Below are 13633 nucleotides of genomic sequence, written 5' to 3' on the forward strand. Positions count from 1 at the left end.
CTTCGCCTGCAAGCACAAGCAAAGCTTGCACTCCCGTTTAGCTACACCTAAGTCTGTTCTACTTCCCAATCAATTCGTCCTGAAAAAATGCCCGTACCTCTTCTATATCGCGGGTGCGTTTCATCGCCGGTACGCTGTCTAAAAATATCTGCCCGTAGGACTTCTTTAACAATCTAGGATCGCAGACCATCAATACTCCCCGGTCGGTTACGTCGCGGATCAAACGGCCTATGCCCTGCCTTAACGCAATCACGGCGGTGGGCAACTGGTATTCGAAAAACGAGTTCCGCCCCTGTTGGGTCATCGCATCCAATCGCGCTTTTAACACCGGGTCGCCGGGCGACGCAAAAGGCAGCTTGTCGATAATGACGCAGGATAAGGCCTCGCCCCTGACATCGACACCTTCCCAAAAACTCGATGTGCCCAGCAACACGGCATTGCCCGCTTCTTTAAACTGCTCCAGCAACAAGGCTTTGGGACGACTGCCCTGAATCAGCAGCGGAAAATCGATTTTTTTCTCCAGCAATTCAGCCGCCTGTTTCAGCGCACGATGACTGGTAAACAGGAAAAATGCCCTGCCCTTGCTGGCCTGTAACACCGGCACAGCAAACTCGACGATGGCCGGGATAAACTCAGGATCATTGGGTTGCGGCAAACCTTTCGGATGATAAAACAGCGATTGATGGGCAAAATCGAAAGGACTGCCCCAGCTTTCGCTGGTCGCGTTGCTAAGTCCCAGATTATTGGCAAAATGATCGAACTTGTTGGCCACGCTTAAGGTCGCCGAGGTGAAAATCCAAGCCGCCTGATGTTGCAGCATAAAGGAGCGGAATTCTGCGGCTATATCCAGCGGCGTCCGGCTCAGGGTAAAGGTGTTTTTATAGGTTTCGTACCAGCGTATCCATTTGCCGCTGTTGTCTTCGAGAATAATTTTTAACTGTTGCACCAGTTCGTCGGCGCGTTTAAAACACGAGTCCAGGCCTTTGGTTTTAATCGAAGCCAATTCCAGTTGATCGGCCAGACGTTGTAGCTGTTCTTTAACCGCAGTCAAGTTCGCCGCTATTTTCGGATTGTTTTCGATATCCTGCCAATCGCCGCGTTTAAGCTCGATACCGAACGCCAGTCTCAAATCTTTAACCTCATGTTCCAGGTCTTCACAGGCGGTACGCAAGGCAGGTATATCGGTGGCGTCTTTAAAATACTCCATCAACGCGTCTTTCGCCAGATCATTCAGCTGTTTGGCGCTGATGCTAATACCTAAAAAATTGGATGCCGTATCGGCCAGTTGATGCGCTTCGTCGATAATCACCACCTCGGCATTGGGCAATAACTCGCCGAAACCGCTGTCGCGTATCGACCAGTCTGCGCACAGCAGATGATGATTAACCACCAGAATTTCGCTTTCCTGCGCTTTTTTTCTGGCCTTGACCAGAAAACAGTCGGCGTAATCCGGGCAATCCTGACCCAGGCAATTATCCATTGACGAAGTCGCCTGATACCAGACCGGATCGGTCTCAGCCACCTCGGACATTTCCGAGGTATCGCCGCTAAGGGTGCGTTTCGACCAGGATTGGATTCTTGCCAGGGCCACGGCATCTTCCTTGCTAAAACCCAGTGTAGACGTTAACGCGCTTTTCAGCCGATAGGTACATAAATAATTGCTGCGACCTTTTAACAGCGCAGCAATAAACGGTGTTTTGATGGCTTTGCGGATAATCGGCAAATCCTTGTTAAACAGCTGATCCTGAAGATTTTTAGTGCCGGTCGAAATAATGACTTTTTTACCGGATAAAATGGCGGGTACCAAATAGGCAAAAGTCTTGCCGGTTCCGGTTCCGGCTTCGGCGATCAAATGCTGATTGGCTTCGATAGCATGAGCAATTGCCTCGGCCATTTCAACTTGAGCCGCCCGTGGCTGATAGCCTGGGATTACCTCGGATAAGCCGCCGTCACTGCTGAAAAATTTTTCTAATTCCGTCAATTGAGTCTCTTGCGCTATATTTGTATTTTCTATTTTAATTCAACCGACAAACGCAGTTCATTGTTTAACTGAATTGAAAAAGCCGACAAAGCAACAAAGATACCAGATTGAGATTTTAAAGATAGTCGATTAGGCATCTAAATTTACGCAGATCAAGCGGCTCGATAGTACCCTTGAAAAAGCGCATCGAAGACACCTTGGATGCGGCTGTTAGGTATCTACACCGATTTATCGAACAGCCGGCTTCCTTTATCCTTAAAATTTAATAAAAGGATTCGCTCCCATGGGGCTTTCTTACATCAGCAGCATTGGCTAATCAACACCCTGAAAGCCACGCAATTTTGATTAACGTACCTTGCGTAAAGTATGTTAAAAAGCAGTACATTACAATATGCTAATATCAATTAAATCGAGGTAAGCCCAGATGAAAACAACGACTGATTTGCAACGCCGCAAACTATTAAAATATACCGCTATCGGTATCGCCGGAGCAGCTACTTACCCGAGTTGGGCTCAGGCCGGCGAATTTGTCAGGGTCAACGCGCCGTCTGCCGATTTTCTTCCCGACGTTGAAATTGAGCTGACCATGAACACGGCCGATGTACCTATTCTGAGTGGTAATAAAACCCACGTCTGGAAAATCACCGGCAAGGTCATCAAAGGCGCTGCCAACGTGCTTGATAATAATGAAGGCACTTATCTGGCCCCTACCCTGCGCTTTAAAAAAGGCCAGAAAGTCAGAATGATTCTGAATAATAATTTACCGGCGCAATCGATTCTGCATTGGCACGGCCTGCATGTGCCGGCCAACATGGACGGCAATCCGATGTATGCGATCAATCGCGGCGAAACCTATATCTATGAATTCGAGATATTGAACCGGGCGGGCACCTATTTTTATCATGCCCATACCCACGGCGTCACCGCCAGACAGGTCTATTCCGGCCTGGCGGGCCTGTTAATCGTCAACGATGACCAGGAACAGGCACTGAATTTACCGAGCGGCGACCTTGATGTGCCGCTGGTGATTCAGGATCGCAGTTTTGACGGTCAAAACCAGCTGGTTTATTCGGCTCACATGATGCAACGCATGCAGGGCTTTCAGGGCGACCAGATCCTGGTCAACGGTCGACCTGATTTTGTGTTGCCAGTAGCAACACGCGCTTATCGACTCCGGCTAGTCAACGGCTCCAATTCCCGTATTTATAAACTCGCCTGGGATGACGGTACTCCGATCACCGTCATAGGCGTTGACGGCGGTTTACTGGAAAAGCCCGAGCAACATGCTTACGTGATGCTCGCTCCGGGGGAAAGAGTGGATGCATGGATGGACTTTAGCGGACGAGCAGTAGGTACCGAGCTGACTTTGCATAGCCTTAAGTTTGATGTTGCCGCGCATGGCGGCATGGGCATGATGGGTGGTGGCATGATGGGCGGACGCGGACGAGGTATGATGGGCGGCGGCATGGGTGGCATGATGGGCGGAGGAATGATGTCGGTCAGTACCTTGCCTTCAGGTTCCGACTACCCGATTTTAAAAATCCGGATCGCCAAAAAGGAGCAAGGCGACAATACCTTGCCCAAGACTCTAACCCCGATCGCCGCTCTGCATGTCAAGAATGCTGCAAATGCCGACAATCCCAGAACCATCGCCTTATCCATGCAGCACATGTCAGCCCTGCTAAATGGCCGTTCTTATAAAATGAACGACATTCAGCCCGATGAAATTATCCCGGTTAACAGTCTGCAATTAATCGAGTTCGATAATGGTTTTGACGGCGGCGGTATGCACGGCATGATGAATATGCCGCATCCGATGCATTTGCATGGCGAGCAATTCCAAATCGTCAAACGGGAAGTGAACGCTCGTTCGGGTGATAATTACGCCTCGGTTGCCTCAGGATTGATACAAAACGGTTGGCAAGATACGGTTCTGGTGATGCCTGGCGAGAAGGTCACGATCTTAAAACCGTTTAACGATTTTAAAGGCCTGTTCATGTACCACTGCCACAATCTGGAACACGAGGATATGGGCATGATGCGGGATTTTCTCATCAAATAAACTCCAAATCGCGCCACGGACGGCGCGCTCCCCTTGGGCATGCATTAGCACCGCCCATAAAGTCTTGGCCTCACACCTTGCCCAAGCAGTGCTTTGGCGACATAATCGGTTTATTAAAAAGCCCTCTATAGGGCTTTTTAAGGTTTTTTAGCATGCCGAAATATTTTGCCACAGGTAACGCCATGAGCGATAAAACAATCCATCACCTTTCCAGCTATGCGCAATTAAAAAAATTACGTACCGTGTTGGCAATCGCCCAAGGGATTAAATTGTTATCCCTGCTGAAAAAAGAAGTCGAAGAAACGGTTTCACATGACCAAGCTAAACGCGTCACTTATATGACGGAATTGTTTTCCCGTATTCACCGTGAAATGTTTCACGATTGGAAAGAACAGGCTACCGTTAATCATCGGCCGGGCGTAATGCCCGATGCAAGCCAACGCAAAGCCTTTCGCGAAGCTATCGAATGCTTGGTATTGAATGATGACAATAATGTCGACAGCGCCATTTTCGACAACAATGGTTTTGTGATGCGTACCGAAAATATCGCCGAACGTTTGGCACAGTTTTATCAACAAATGCGCAGTGTTCGTCCGTTTTCCTACGGCAATCGTTTAACCCTGGATTTTTTCATGATCGCATTGGGCAATTTGCCCGCCTTTAAAAGCGTCTACGAGCAAGGTATCGATTTCAGACGCCTGGAGTCAACTGACGCCATCGCGCTCCATCAGACCCAAAGCCAGCACGATGCAGTTACCTTGGCTTTCCAGCATGCGCTTGATCCCACCCGCACCCAAAGCCTAAACAATATAGCCAATGGTTACGGTCAATGGCCTGAAAATAAAAAATTTATTTTCGGCATTCCGTTTTTATCGCAAAATACCGCCGATGGCATTGAATGTCTGGTTTCTGTTAATGGCGGTTTGGTGCCATTCGCCAGCATCCAAAGAGAACTATTCTTTGCCGGCCGGCATTTAGCGGATTATCCGCGCAGCGTGGCGGATAATGTGATCGGTTATTTACCTAACACCGAAGCCTTGCGCGCACCGGACAAACACGATATTGACGGTATCAATATCAAGGCAGACGGTGCTGCCCCCTTATTTTGTCTGGATATTAACTTGTTGACCGGCTTGCGCTCACCCGCGCACACCGAACTGATGGAATTATTGCGCCGCTGTATCGGTAATAACGCCAGTATTTTTGATCTGGTGAGCCAGCACAGTTTAAAAGACAAAATGATAATTGCCGCCGATGGTGATGAACGCTTAGCGCGGGCGGTGGAGATTGCCTATGAGCGCTTGATCATCATCGTCGAAAAACTGGAGCAGGCGAAACAAGCGATTTTTGCCGGTAAAACGCCCGATCCCCAGCCCAAGTTATTCATGTCTATGGGCGGTGCCGGATCAGGAAAAACCGCAGTAGAAGAAATTGCAGCAGCGCAATGCGGCGATAATTTTGTGATTACCTCATTGGATGAGTTCCGCAAAATCAGTGATTTATACCAAATATTGACTGCCGCCAGCCATCACAGCGACGATTATGTTTATGTCGAACCGTTTGCCAATCGCCTGCGTAGTTTAGTCGCGGAACACGCCAAAGCACACGGCTTCAACATTCTTTATGATGGCACCGGCATTCCTTACAAACCGCGCTATGCCGCTATCGTCGAGCAATTCAAAGCCGCAGGGTTTCAAACGCAAGTTACCGCAGTCGATGCCTTTTTGGTCAAGCCTGAAGGACGCGAAGATGAATTGCCGCGTTCCGCCGTGGTCAGCAGCGTCAAACAACGCTTTGAACAAACCGGCCGGGCGCTGCCTTGGGTAGTCACCATCGATAAGCACATACGCGCGCCCGATTCTTTTCTTACCGCGTTACAACACACGGCCCTAGAAAAAATAGCGTTATTTGCCAATGATGGCGAACGCAACAAGCATTATTTAGTCGCCGAGAGCTTTGATTTAACCGATGAGGATGTTCGCACGTTGCAACGCAATCAATTATCCAATAGCTTAACTGACCATTTTAAAACCCTTATCAATCAGCATTCCCAGTCCATTTTAAAGCAACTGGCCGATGATGATGCCGATAACATCGAACAATGGCTAAAGCGCAATCCCGCATTTAAAGAGAGTAATGTCGGTTATCAAATTTATCCCGCTCAAAATCATTATCGGGGATTATTGATTTATAACGTACGCCGCATGGCGGATTTTATTGAAAAGCGCCAGCTCAATCCTAACGCATCCGGCGAAGAAGGCTTGTTGCATAAGTCGGGAAATCTGGCCTTTCACGTTGACCCGCATGCTAAACAAGCCTGGATTACCCGCCTGCAAGATGCCCCTATGCCTTAATCGAAATTGTTTAAAACAATTTTCCCGCCCGACATCACCAGATCGGGATATTTCAGTATTTTTAGCGCTTGAGTAGGATCGCCTTTCACGGCAATCATATCGGCCGGCGCTCCGGCTTGTAAGGTACCTAATAACGGTATATTTAAATACTCGCCTGATTTTGATGTTGCGCTACGCAAGACCTCAATAACTCGCCTATTTGCGAGATGCATCATAATGATAAGCTCCTGCACATCTATGCCCCAGGGAATATCCGGATGTGCAATTTCGGCCCCGTATAAAAATTCCCCACCCAGTGCCGCTAGGACTCGGGCATTGTGAACAACACCCGAACATTTCGACAAGGTATCCAGCGTAGTGACTATTTTTACGTTTTGCGCCACCGCTTTTTTCAGTAGTGCATCGGGGATAATGTCACAGGGCACGTGCGCCCATTCATCAATGCCTGCGTCAATAGCAATCCTTGCGCCTTTTGCCTCGCCGATATGCGCCGTTACCTTTCGACCCTGTTTATGGGCTTCATCGACTATCGCCCGGACAATATCTTCCGACAATAGCGCCCAGGTCTTGTTTACGCGGACAGTCTTGCGATGGGAATTTTCATGCCCGGCATCAGCCGGATGATGTCCCGAGGCCCAAGGCGCGCCCGCTTCGCCACCGGTTTCCAACGCGACCTTAATCACAACCGCACCGCCGTCAATAAGGCTGCGGACGGTTTCCCGCGCCTGTTGTTCGGTGTTCACCGCCATGGCGATATTTTCAGCCCCCATACCTGGAATCGGATAACCGTCAGGCGCGGTAATAATCGGCCCGGACGTGAGTACCCGCAAACTGCCGTCGCCGCCGTATGGCTTATGCAACGGCCCGCCCACATCCCGGATGGTGGTGATGCCGTGTTTTAAAACAATATCAGCCGGAATATGTTGATAGCCAAGATGGGCGTGTAATTCAATAAAACCGGGCAGCAGAGTCGCATCGCCCAAATCGATGACTCTGGCAGTACTGGACTTGAAAGCTTCGCGAGTGCCGACTTGAGTGACAAGCCCATCGGTCACTAATACCGACGTATTCGTTCTGATGCTATCGCCGTCGAAAACGCGCGCCGCATGGATAAGAACCGATGTTTGCCCTGTTTCCTGCGCAATGACAGGGAATGGAAAAAAGGCTGGTAAGGCTAAAAACAGCAACAGCTTGATTTTTATAAACAGTTCAACGAGTGTTTTCATAAGAGAGCAGGAGTAAATCCATATTGCAAAAAAACTGAATCAGCACTGTCACTGATTCTGCTAAATGTTCGTGCAAATGAGCTAATTAATAACTGATTTCTACTCCGCCATAGAAGGACAATGGTGCGCCGGCGTTTAACATCGCATCGTTTGCCGTAGCCCGATCCATGACATTATGGCTGGCAACGTATTGGGTATCGAGCAAGTTCCGGCTTTCGAGAAACACCTTATAATGATCATTAGACCAGCCGGTACGCATTCCCAACAGACTGTAAGAATCAATTTTATAAGTGTTGGCGAAGTCACCCCAGCGCTCACCCACCACATCGAAAGTAGGCCCGATAAAAATGCCGCTCACATGGCGATAGAGGGCCTCGCCTTTTAAGAAATAATCGGGGGCCGCCGGTAAAGCGTTGTTGCCGTAAGTGCGATCATTATCAAACTTAAAATGATTGCTGGTGAAGCTCAGCATGGGTTCGATAGAATGCGTACCTTTGCTATCCAGGGCGAATTTTCCGCCGATTAAACCTTCAACGCCCGCGTGAATGGTATTGTCAATATTGGTTGACAAACTCGTTCCCGGCCTCGGTGAAACGGACAGGATTTCTTTGTTAAGCCACGCGTAATAAAGCGATAAATCCCACATCACGCTGTTTGAGTTACCGAAATTTTGATTGCCGCGTGTGCCTATTTCGACAGACGTGCCTTCCATTGCCTTTAGCGTGGTATTACCTGCACCGGCAGTGATGTTATCCGCCAGATTATAGTTAGTCGGCGGCTCGTATAGACGACTGACATTAGTATATAGGCTGGCGTTTTTGCTCACGTTATACATCAAACCCAAACTAGGATTAATGCCGGCATAGTCAGTACTGGGATGGCTGCCCTGAGGATAAAAATTGAAGTAGGCGTCCTGGGGAATGGCTAACCTGACATTATCGACTTCACGGTGTGCAAACACGCCTTGCAAAGCCGGTGTCAGCGTCCATTTATCGGTAATATGCCAGTGATCCTGAGCAAAAATTTCGATATTATCGGCTTTCTTGGTAATTTGATTGGTCATAGCGCCACGTATGCCGCCGTTATTCGTGTAGTTGCCGCCTTTATCCGAGTTGGTGCCGTAATTCACCCCCAGCAATAACGCATGATTGTCCAGACGCAAATTGTAGCGGGCGGAGGTACCCCAATCCTGCTGATTGCTATCGACCAGCAAACTAAACCTGTCCAGTGCGCCGCCACCAAAATCCAACATCACCTTGTCGACTATCGGATGATAAAGTTGCTGGTTTTCGAAAGAAAAACCCACTTCGAGAGAGCTGTTATCGTCAATAGTCCAGGTTGTTTTGTTGGCAACACGCTCAGTTTCGGTATTCAGCTGATAATTGCCGCCAATAGCCTGGGCGCTGGCCTGGTTGGGGTCGGCGTCGAATTGTGCCCGAGTTAACTGGCCCGGTAACTCCTGATTATTTTTAATGTAGCTCACAAACGTACGATTAACCACGGAATCAGAGAGTTGCCAGCCGAAGTTGCTGTAAAGACCGAAACGATCCTGCTTGTTGTGGGCGCGGTAGCCCTCCCATTCTTTTCCTTCGACCGTCAATAAGCCGTCAAAACTGTCATTGAAAACCTTGCTCACCGTTCCTCGACCGAGAAACTGGCCGAAGCTGCCGCCGCTGAGAGATAGTCTCATGGCGGGACTGTTATCGGCAGTGGGTGAGGTAAAATCCACCGCACCGCCCAGCGTACTGGCACCGTACTTAAGCGCATTGCCGCCGCGTGCAACCGTAGCAAAACTCGCGGCCAGCGGATCGATCATGCGATTGTGATTATTGCCGTCAGCGGCAGTGACCGGTAAGCCATCTTGCAGAAGCTTAACGCCATTCTGATCAAAGTTGGTGGAATCCAGATTCGAGCCGCGACTCGAAAAAAAGACTTCGTCATTGCCGCTTTGGCTGGCCGCCCAAACACCGGGTACATAGCGAAAAAAATCCGCTATGCTGGATATATTACGATCATGCAGTTCATTAATATCGACCAAACTGACACCGCCAGGCGAAAGATCAACTTCGGCGCTTGCAGCGGCAAGTTTCCGATCATCGTTCTCCGTTACCACCATCGATTTAAGCTCGATATTTGACGGTTCTTTTAACACTTTCTGCTTTGCTTTAACTGTTGGCGGCTCTTTCGCCATCACTGCGACACTGGAATTAAATAGCAACAAAGACATAAGCAGGGGGCGACCTAACTGTAAAATTCTGGTAGGTCGATTGGAGTGTTTAAGTTTCATAATAATTCCAATGTAGTAAAAACGTACGTCTCAGTATTGGCTGAGTATTTTTATTCGGCCATTAAATCAATAATAGGATTTGGTGCGAACAGGATCGAAGATACTACGCAATAACAGCGACAGATTCCTTGCGCTTTCATATGGCAAAAGGATTATTTCTTATGCCCAAGGTAGGATTGGGTGATATGCCCTGGTTTTGTTATTTCAGTGTGTGATATGCCGCACTTTTTCAGCATGCGAGCGTCGTCAACCTTGGAAATAATCATTAACGCAATGAAAACAATGCGATAACAAGTCAAGGCCTGATTTGTGCTTAATAAATCAGACAGATCTAAGAGATGGACAGCCATGGAAACACGACAAGCCACAGCAAAACGGTGGAGTATCAGCAGCAACGAGTTGCAATTACAGCAGCAAAAAGACTGCCTGCATCAGTTCTTACCGGAAAATTTGGGTCTGGGGCACTCAGCCATATTCCAGCTTGATCAGGATTTGAGCTATACAGAAACGCGCTACACGCCGTCGAAAGACTTGGCTGTTTTGAGCCGAATAGACTATCAGGAGCCGCGCCTGGTAGTGACGCTAAGCCTAAAAGGACAATCCCGTTTTTCCGGAAATAACGGTGATGAACTTATTTTTCGCGAAGGCTACACGTCTATCACCAGCCTTCAATCCAGTAGGGGTGAGCGCCAATACCAAGCCCATAAATCGACGATGCAACTGCGTTTCGGACTGAATAAAAGTTGGCTGGACAGATATTTTGGTGAACACAAGGCGACACAGTTATTCAGCAAGAATGGCACGCAATTGTTAAATTATCAGCCCATCTCTCCTCAGGCAATGTGCGCGGCGCATCAGTTACTGAACTGCAAGGTATCCGCTGAAACAAGCCGGATATTCATGCATGGGCAAGCCATGTCGTTACTGGCGTCTGAATTAAGCCCTCTTTCCGAAGGCAAGCGTCGCAATTTGACGAGATTGAATCAAAAAGATGTCGCCGTAGCAAAGTCGGCACGGGATATTCTGTTGCGCGAATTTAGGAACCCTCCGTCAGTTGAAGACCTGTCAAAACGGGTAGGAACCAATCAATTCAAATTAAAGCAGCTATTTCACCATTTTTTTAATAACACGCCTTATGGTTTGTTGTTGGAAATCAGGATGAATAATGCCTATCAGTTGTTGGAAAATACACAGTGCCAAGTCAGTGTTGCCGCAGACTTGGTGGGTTACAGTCACGCAAGCAATTTCAGCACTGCATTTATCAAGTATTTTGGCACTTCACCCAAGACTGTCTCAAAAAAACCGGGTTGAATCTTTCCACAAAATCAGGATTTTTCGTCATGACATAGCTTCAGCCGTAAGCTGACGGATGATGTTCAGTGAATGGTGCTTTATAAGCCGCGTTAACAGATTGGTTTTTTTTGCGTTCTGCTGAGCCCCTTAAATATTAAGGCTCCCGTCAATCTTAAGACCATAGCTATCAACTATTGATTGAGCGCATCCGCGAGGAACTAGGAATAACCACCCTGGCTTTCCACGGAAGCAAGCCAATTCCGGTCACCGTATCATTCGGGCTTGCCATGCTCGATCCGGACATTAACGTTGAAGAGACGATCCACCGCGCCGATACGGCACTTTATGCGGCCAAGACTGCCGGGCGCAACTGTTCGTGCATCTGGTGTACCGCAAATGCCACTCATATGGTAAAGGATTGACAAGGAAATATAGGGGCCAAATATAGATCTTAACTTACTGGCATTGATCCTGACCCCAATTATTCAGGCGGGTAAGCGCAATACCCGAAAAATAGAACACAAAAACTTAAACTTCAGAACCTGGATTAAACGTTTGGTACGCAAACTATTTGCTTTCCGAAGCTCAAATTGATACATGATACGGTCATCGGCTTACTGGTCAATAAGGTCAAATGTAGACTCAATATTTACACACAATGACATATTTCACCCACTATCCAATTTTGACCCCAATCAATTTACTTTCGCTTGCACTTCACTTCTTCCTTGAATTCATCACGCTTGGCCTCCTGCTTGACCTTGCATGCGCCGTTCTGAAATTCCTTCTTCCACTCTCCGCCCCAATGTGCACCGACTCCGTCCTCGCACTTTATCTCCCGCTTGAATTCTCCGTGCTTTGATTCAATTTTCACCTCACAGGAACCATCCCAGAACTCATCCTTCCATTCGCCTTCCCACCAACGCTGTTTGTCATAGTGACGGTCGCCATCATCGGCAAATACAGTGTTGTGGGGAGCAAGAATCAGGGCTAAAAGAATCGCAAGCAGTGGCGTATTCATGACTATCACTCCAAAGGTTGAATGTATCGAAAATTGAAACGAAGTCAGGTCTTGTATTGTTCAATCTTTTAAAATAAAAGCTTGTTCATGCACAATGAAAGGCCTGACACCTATCTCCTCTTTTTCCATAACAGTATCTTGTTAATTTTTTGATGGCAACTATTTATGCAAATCAGCGGGTAGGATGGAAGCAACAAGCCACGGATGGTCAAATGTGGAATCAGTTGAAAAAGCACGCGGCTCGCCCTACTCGGCTATCATGCAATGCTAATGAAGCGGGGATTCTTATAGGGATGTGAATAATTATCATTGACTTAATGCTTGTGCTTAATTAGAATTTATTGCAATCTAAGAATAGACTTATTTTAAGGAAATATAATGCAAAATGTATAATAAGAGTGTAATACTTTACTACATACTTGTAGTTTTATTGATTGGCTTCGCTGGTTTCGTATTTTATTTTGACTTCAGTGATAGGACTATACTGAGATATTATATATTTGAGGATAATTTCTCAGAGAATATTACAGTAGTAATGTACGGTTTATCTTGTGTAATATTTTTATTATCGTGGAAGAATCAAAAAAATAAATTTCATCTGTTTCTGGCGCTGCTATGTTTTGTTATTGCAGGGGAGGAGATGAGTTGGGGGCAAAGAATATTTGATATTATAACACCTTCAACATGGAGCCAGATAAACATACAACATGAAATAAATTTTCATAACCTAAAATCATTTCCGGATTATTCGGCAATACCCTCTTCACATAGAATGTTTAACGGGACAACGGCTCTGTTTTTCTTAGTTATTCCAATTGCTAGTTTATTTAATTATCCCAATAGAATATTTTGCAAATACGGGGTTCCTGTCTATCCCTTTAGTGGAATATATATTACATTATTGATTTTAATTGTTAAAATTTGGGAGAAATATACTAATCATGGTGGATATTATTCAGATGAAGTAGTTGAATTGTCTGCCTCTGTCGGGTTTTGGCTTTATTCAATCTCCGAACTCGATAAATGTTTAAGAAAAAAGGAAGTCACTATTCAGCGTAATTTACACGAGAAATCGACTGACTCTCATTCAAAGAATGAAATCGGGCAATTCCCCGTCGACTAGCAGAGACATTGCTTTTTCGACAGACCGACAAATAACAAAAAACCAAGCATATCATAGCGTTTAACAGTTACATGAAGACTGGTTAAACCCATCTCCTTACACACAAGTTGTTAAGATTTAGTAAAGTAGAATCATTTTAGCTATGAATTGGGCAAATAGAGAATTTCGTAATTTAGATTTAGGTGATAAACGACTAAAGAATAGAGCCATAAAGCTAATCGAAAACCTAGCCAAGTCGCCAAAATCAAGCATACCTGAATCATGTCAAGGTTGGGCAGAGACGCAA

The 13633-nt window shown here is 46.8% G+C and carries 10 protein-coding genes and 1 pseudogene; 7 read left to right on the forward strand and 4 right to left on the reverse strand.

What is annotated here, in order from left to right; genetic code table 11:
- Positions 1-58: 58 nt before the first annotated feature.
- A complete protein-coding gene (locus RW114_RS12220; RefSeq protein ID WP_340123036.1) occupies positions 59-1981 on the reverse strand; it encodes a DNA repair helicase YoaA in 1923 nt (640 codons plus the stop codon).
- A 424-nt stretch (positions 1982-2405) separates the two neighbouring features.
- Between RW114_RS12220 and RW114_RS12225 the strand changes: the two genes are divergently transcribed.
- Complete coding sequence (locus RW114_RS12225) at positions 2406-4043, forward strand: multicopper oxidase family protein (RefSeq protein ID WP_340123037.1); 1638 nt, start codon at positions 2406-2408, stop codon at positions 4041-4043.
- 182 nt (positions 4044-4225) lie between these two features.
- Positions 4226-6397, forward strand: a complete 2172-nt coding sequence (locus RW114_RS12230; protein WP_340123038.1) for a zeta toxin family protein — start codon at positions 4226-4228, stop codon at positions 6395-6397.
- Here RW114_RS12230 and RW114_RS12235 read toward each other — a convergent pair.
- The gene (locus tag RW114_RS12235; protein ID WP_340123039.1) at positions 6394-7623 is read right to left on the reverse strand and encodes an amidohydrolase family protein; all 1230 of its coding nucleotides are present in this window, start codon (positions 7621-7623) and stop codon (positions 6394-6396) included. The two genes, RW114_RS12230 and RW114_RS12235, sit on opposite strands and share 4 nt — an antisense overlap.
- An 85-nt stretch (positions 7624-7708) precedes the next feature.
- Positions 7709-9910, reverse strand: a complete 2202-nt coding sequence (locus RW114_RS12240; protein ID WP_340123040.1) for a TonB-dependent receptor family protein — start codon at positions 9908-9910, stop codon at positions 7709-7711.
- A 348-nt stretch (positions 9911-10258) separates the two neighbouring features.
- Between RW114_RS12240 and RW114_RS12245 the strand changes: the two genes are divergently transcribed.
- The 3 genes and pseudogenes from RW114_RS12245 to RW114_RS20980 form a co-directional block, all read left to right on the forward strand.
- The gene (locus RW114_RS12245) at positions 10259-11221 is read left to right on the forward strand and encodes a helix-turn-helix transcriptional regulator (protein WP_340123041.1); all 963 of its coding nucleotides are present in this window, start codon (positions 10259-10261) and stop codon (positions 11219-11221) included.
- A gap of 176 nt (positions 11222-11397) precedes the next feature.
- Positions 11398-11625, forward strand: a complete 228-nt coding sequence (locus RW114_RS12250) for a diguanylate cyclase domain-containing protein (RefSeq protein WP_340123042.1) — start codon at positions 11398-11400, stop codon at positions 11623-11625.
- Positions 11626-11689: 64 nt separating this feature from the next.
- Positions 11690-11865 (forward strand): annotated as a pseudogene (locus RW114_RS20980) (IS1 family transposase); the annotation flags it as partial.
- A gap of 38 nt (positions 11866-11903) precedes the next feature.
- Here the strand turns inward: RW114_RS20980 and RW114_RS12255 are convergent.
- The gene (locus RW114_RS12255) at positions 11904-12224 is read right to left on the reverse strand and encodes a hypothetical protein (protein ID WP_340123043.1); all 321 of its coding nucleotides are present in this window, start codon (positions 12222-12224) and stop codon (positions 11904-11906) included.
- A 640-nt stretch (positions 12225-12864) separates the two neighbouring features.
- Between RW114_RS12255 and RW114_RS12260 the strand changes: the two genes are divergently transcribed.
- Both RW114_RS12260 and RW114_RS20985 read left to right on the forward strand, forming a co-directional pair.
- Complete coding sequence (locus tag RW114_RS12260) at positions 12865-13347, forward strand: hypothetical protein (protein WP_340123044.1); 483 nt, start codon at positions 12865-12867, stop codon at positions 13345-13347.
- A gap of 142 nt (positions 13348-13489) precedes the next feature.
- A partial coding sequence (locus RW114_RS20985; RefSeq protein WP_422614784.1) for an IS4/Tn5 family transposase DNA-binding protein occupies positions 13490-13633 on the forward strand: 144 nt, incomplete at its 3' end.

The organism is Methylobacter svalbardensis (assembly GCF_037671525.1).
Lineage (GTDB): Bacteria > Pseudomonadota > Gammaproteobacteria > Methylococcales > Methylomonadaceae > Methylobacter_A > Methylobacter_A svalbardensis.

Bases quoted from the DNA above. Each gene is read 5' to 3' on its own strand.
- RW114_RS12225 (WP_340123037.1), top strand. From the start codon at position 2,406: ATGAAAACAACGACTGATTTGCAACGCCGCAAACTATTAAAATATACC.
- RW114_RS12230 (WP_340123038.1), top strand. From the start codon at position 4,226: ATGAGCGATAAAACAATCCATCACCTTTCCAGCTATGCGCAATTAAAA.
- RW114_RS12235 (WP_340123039.1), bottom strand. From the start codon at position 7,623: ATGAAAACACTCGTTGAACTGTTTATAAAAATCAAGCTGTTGCTGTTT.
- RW114_RS12240 (WP_340123040.1), bottom strand. From the start codon at position 9,910: ATGAAACTTAAACACTCCAATCGACCTACCAGAATTTTACAGTTAGGT.
- RW114_RS12245 (WP_340123041.1), top strand. From the start codon at position 10,259: ATGGAAACACGACAAGCCACAGCAAAACGGTGGAGTATCAGCAGCAAC.
- RW114_RS12255 (WP_340123043.1), bottom strand. From the start codon at position 12,224: ATGAATACGCCACTGCTTGCGATTCTTTTAGCCCTGATTCTTGCTCCC.
- RW114_RS12260 (WP_340123044.1), top strand. From the start codon at position 12,865: ATGAGTTGGGGGCAAAGAATATTTGATATTATAACACCTTCAACATGG.